Raw genomic sequence first — 4,713 nt, 5'->3', positions numbered from 1 at the left:
GTACTTTTTCGGTGCCGGCATGCTCTGCATCCTCCCTGGGATCAGAGCCTGCACAGAACCCGGGGCGCATCACTGCTCACCGACTACCTGCGAGTACTTGGCCCGCATCACCCTCTCACGTTGAACACCCGTCACAACTGTGCTCGCTGGCGAGGGGAGGCCGGTGACCCGGTCGGCGCGGTGGCCGCGTTCGACGAGCTGCTCACCGACTACCTGGAAGTACTTGGCCCCGATCATCCCCAGACGCTGAATACCCGCGGTCACCATGCTCGCTGGCGCGGGAAGGCGGGCGACCTAGCCGGTGCTGTGACATCGTTCGGAGATCTACTCGCTGATCAGCTTCGAGTACTGGGGCCTGATCACCCTCACACGCTGAACACCCGTCAGAACCTCGCTCTGTGGAGGCGCTCGTGCGAAGACACGGCTGACTGATATGCCACATGGCCTCGACGGGCCTGCCATCACAGACGTTCGGACGGCAGCGCCGAGAGACACCGTGATGGCGGTAACCCACGGAGGGTGACGCGCCTGAGCGTGAACTTGCCGCACGCCACTGAGCGCCACGCGCCGCCTCCCTGGACGAATCTCAGAGCAAGCCGGCCAGGCGCAGGTTAACGTCCCATTAACGTCCCTCCGCGCCGTCGCTGTGGTTACCGCAGCGTAGTACGTAGCGGCGGTACGCCGCCATGAAGGATCTTCATGTTCTTCGGCGGAGGCGTATGCCGGCCGCGTCGGCGTTTCTTGCTCCATTCAGGTGGAGTTCCCGCTATTGCCGTTCATGTCCGCTCTGCCCGTGCTTTTCCTTGATCGAGGGCGCCGTCGCGAGCGGTCGGAGGGCGGAACATGAATGGTCTCGACCCGCTGTTGCGGGAAGTGCGCGAGCTGATCGACCGCCCGCGCTGGAGGTGGTCCGAGAAACACCGGGACCTGCGCGGGGAACAGGCTCTGCCGTTGCTGTGCCTGATCGGCGAGCCGGGCGCCACCGGAGCCGTGGCCGAGGCACTGGCCGCCCGGCTCAACCCGGATCCGGCCCGGCTCGACCGGGTGCCGTCACGGCTGATCCCGTCCGCCTCGGTCGACGCCGCCATGATCACCGTTGACGCCGGGGACGGCCGTCCCGTGCTGCCGTTGCTCAACCACCTGGTCAAGAACCTGAGCTCGGACCGGTTCGGAGCGGGCAAGGAGATCCCGTTCCACACTTTCCGCCTGGTGGACTGGCTGACCCGGCACCGCCAGTCCACGCTCGAACGCAACCAGCAGGCCCCGCTGCGCTCGAAGCTCCTCGAGTGGTACGCCCCGACCTCACCCGAGGGCGACGGCACCGAACTGCTCAGCCGCATGGTGACCGCGGTGGCGCCGGAGAAGGCGCTCGACCTGACCAGGCTGATGCCGCGGCTGCTGTCCCGGTTCGGGCGGTGGCTGTGGTTGCGGGGGCTTCGCGGCGGTGAGCCACGTTGGCTGATGCGGCAGCGGTTCATGGTGCCCAAGCATTCCGCCGATTTTCTGGGGTTCGCCCGGCGGCTCACCACCGACGCCCGCGAGAACGAGAATCTCGAACAACTGAAACTGCTCCTGGTCCGCGCCTTTCTGCGGGATCTGCGCCGGTTCTACGGCACTCGCACGTGGTGGCTGCGCCGGTGGCGGCGCACCGCCTACCTCACCGCCGTCCTCCACGGGATCACCGAGGCCAACGGCGGCTGGGAGCTCCTGCACCTGATCAACGACGTGCGCAACCAGACCGGCGAGCATGACCCGTTGCTGGTGGTCGCGACCGCGACGGACCTCCCGGACAGCCTTGACGTCAAACCCGGCTCGGTGCGCACGATCAAGGAGGACGTTGCCGGCTGGAAGAAATATCTGCCACGGCGACGGCAGCAGTTCCGGCCGGCAGCCCGGTTCCTCGTCATCCAGCTCGACGGCGAAGACCCGGCGTCCGGCCACGACGCGGACAGTGGCCAGCACTGGGAGCCGAGGAAGATCCCCTGGTTCGCTCGCAAACCGGCCGTGGTCGCCGCGGTGCTGCTGCTCTTGGCCGGGGCGGGGGTGAGCACGATGGCGATGCTGCCGGCGCCCGCCCCCGACCCGTGCGGGGTCGCCGGATTCCCCGAGGCCGGCGCCGTCCTGATGCCGGAGACCGGGGAATGCGTCGGGGTGAGTGCCGGGGGGTACGTCTTCGGCAGCACGGGCAAGCTGCGCAAGGCCCAGGAGGCGGTATTCGAGCAGAACGAGATCGCGGAGCGTCTGCACGACGCCAACCCCGACCGCTCGATCGTCACGCTGGTCTACTTCGCCGAACTGACCCATCCCGACACCCGGGAAGGCACCGACGACGCCGAGGCGGAGGAGGTGACCGGGCTACTGATCCAGCAGTCGCAGTACAACACGGTGGGCAACTCCACCGAGGACGCCCTGAACCCGCTGCTGCGGATCGTGGTCGCCAACGGTGGCTACCAGATGCGGCATGCGCGGCGCACGGTCGATCGGTTCATCGCGCCGCTCGCCGAGCGGGACCCGACGGTGATGGGTGTCGTGGGCGGTGGACGGAGTGTCACCCAGACCGAGAGCGCCATCGGCGCGCTCGGGGCGTTCGGCATTCCCATCGTGGCCACGACGCTGACCGGGGACTCGTTGCCCGCACTGTCACCGCTGTACTTCCAGATGGTCGCGGGCAACCGCCCGCAGGCACGGCTGGTCGCCGAGTACGCCGCGGCCACCCGGCGGACAGTGACCGTCTACCACCCCGACCTCGTCCAGGAGCCCGACCAGTACCTCAGCACGCTGCGCGACCGGTTCGCCGAACTCGCGCACGGACATTCGTCGATCCGGTTGCGCCAGTGGCGCACGCCGTCGACGGTGGAGGTCGACTGCCGCGCGGACGATGTCGCCTTCTACGCAGGCCGCGAGACCGGCTTCACCGACTTCCTCAACCACGTCCTCGACGACTGCCCGGCGACCGGCAAGCCCACCATCATCGGCGACGACGCGGTGACCCGGTTCATCGCCCAGGGTGAGAGCCGCCGGTCCGACCGGTTCTCCAACGTTTCGCTCGGGTACGTGTCGCTGGCCAACCGGGTCGTGCTCGCCGGCAGTTCCTGCGTCTCCGAGGGAAAGCCCGCCGTGGGCAGCGACCCGGACGGTCAGCGGCCGCTGACCATCTTCTGCGCCGGGCTGAGAGGGCTGTACTCGCCGCGGGACGACCGGCCGGCCGGCTGGCAGGCTTTCGGGGCGGAACTCGCCGCGCACGGCGGTAACCGCCGCTGGACCGGGGAGCGCGTCGGGACCGCCTACGATGCGGCCGGGCTGTACCTCACCGCCGTGAACCGCAACAAGCTCCGGGCGGTCCCCGAGGCGGGCAAGCTCGCCCCGAACCGGGCGACGGTCGCCCAGGAGTTCCGCGAGTTCGACTGCTCCGACTCGATGAGCGCTGCCTGCTTCAAGGGCGTGTCGGGCCGGATCGACTTCCGGGCCGGCCGCGACGGGGCCGGCCGGCCGCTGGCCGTCGTCACCATCAACGACATCACCGCCGTCGACGCCAACCCCGTCTGCACCTTCCGCTTCCAAGACAGCGCGCCCTGCCCTTGAGCGCGTCCAGGACGGGACCCGGCACCGGGGGGAAAGACGCAGATGTGGCCGAGCGAGCTCTGGAACATCGCGCCGCGGGCCTCGCCGAGGCCCGCCTGCCCGATGAAACTCATGGCGAGGCTGACGGAGGCGGCGGCCATGGCCGCCACGCTGTCGTCTTCGATTTCCGGGTGTCGCTGGCCGGCAGCAGGCCGGTGATCCTGACCCAGTCGACCCGCCGCGGATCGCTTCCAGGACCTTGGGCGCGGCCTGGGCGTCGGGGTGGGACGGCGGAACGTCCCGCGGGGGCCGCGGTTTCGGTATTCATGTGCTCGCGCTATCAGGACACGAAGAGTAGCGATTGTGGATTTAGCTCAGACTAAATCTCTGGTGGGTGACAGCGCCCGCGGCGAAGCTCCCCGCATGACCTCGACCTACACCTTCGAAGACGGCCTCCGGCAGGCCGCCGTCATCACTGTCGCTCGTCGCTGCATCGCCGCAGAGCGGCGCTCGCCGTTCCGGGCAGGTCAGCAAATTCGAGCACCCGCGTCCGCGACGCCGTAAACGGACGTCGCGCTGCTGGCGTTCCGGCGCGAGGCGGCACCGCGCGGGCGAGTGAGGAACTGATCCGGCGGCGGCTTCCCGGCGATGTACCCGGAATGCACCGGGTCTGTACCGGGCCGCCGCACACTCCCCCTCACCAGTGATGGGAGGTAGATATGGGAGACAACGAGGCCGGCCTCGGCCGTGCCGTGATGTACACCCTTTCCGGGGGTTTCGTGTCGGTGGCCTTCGGGATTCTCGGGGCCGCCGCCGCGGAGGCGAAGCCCCTTCCGAACGATGGCGGCGATCCGGGTTCCGCCATGAAGACCGCGGGCGCGGTTCCCGGCATGGGCGTGTTCAAAGTGGCGGACGCCGCGAGCAAATTGGCCAAGAACGCCGGGGCGCAGCCGAAGTCCGGGCCGGCCCCGAGCAAGGACAAGGCCGAAAAAGGGGGCGGTGAGCAGAAGAAGGAAGCGCCGAGCGAGGGCCGGAACACGGAAAAACCGGACCGGACATCGAAGGAGGACAAGCCGTCTCCGGACCGGAAGCGCGAGTCGCCGGAAAAGGCGCTGAAAGTCGCCGGTCTGCTGCCGGGGATGGGAGCGGTCA

General features: G+C 68.8%; 4 protein-coding genes. All 4 read left to right on the top strand.

Annotated features, from left to right (window positions below; translation table 11 throughout):
- Positions 1-432, top strand: a 432-nt coding sequence (locus C2L58_RS48440) for a tetratricopeptide repeat protein (RefSeq protein ID WP_146073859.1), incomplete at its 5' end; no start/stop codon positions are given.
- 411 nt (positions 433-843) lie between these two features.
- Complete coding sequence (locus C2L58_RS48435) at positions 844-3,582, top strand: hypothetical protein (protein ID WP_103344374.1); 2,739 nt, start codon at positions 844-846, stop codon at positions 3,580-3,582.
- Positions 3,583-3,984: 402 nt separating this feature from the next.
- On the top strand, positions 3,985-4,125 hold the full coding sequence (locus tag C2L58_RS49650) for a hypothetical protein (RefSeq protein WP_158264269.1): 141 nt from the start codon (positions 3,985-3,987) through the stop codon (positions 4,123-4,125).
- Positions 4,126-4,280: 155 nt separating this feature from the next.
- Positions 4,281-4,713, top strand: a 433-nt coding sequence (locus tag C2L58_RS48425; protein ID WP_199191785.1) for a hypothetical protein, incomplete at its 3' end; no start/stop codon positions are given.

The organism is Amycolatopsis sp. CA-126428, assembly GCF_002904335.1.
GTDB lineage: Bacteria > Actinomycetota > Actinomycetes > Mycobacteriales > Pseudonocardiaceae > Amycolatopsis.
The sequence above is the reverse complement of the archived record's forward strand: the minus strand, read 5'-3'. Positions and strand labels throughout refer to the sequence as shown.

Excerpts from the sequence above, each read along its gene's own strand:
- C2L58_RS48435 (WP_103344374.1), top strand. The coding sequence starts at position 844 with ATGAATGGTCTCGACCCGCTGTTGCGGGAAGTGCGCGAGCTGATCGAC.
- C2L58_RS49650 (WP_158264269.1), top strand. The coding sequence starts at position 3,985 with ATGACCTCGACCTACACCTTCGAAGACGGCCTCCGGCAGGCCGCCGTC.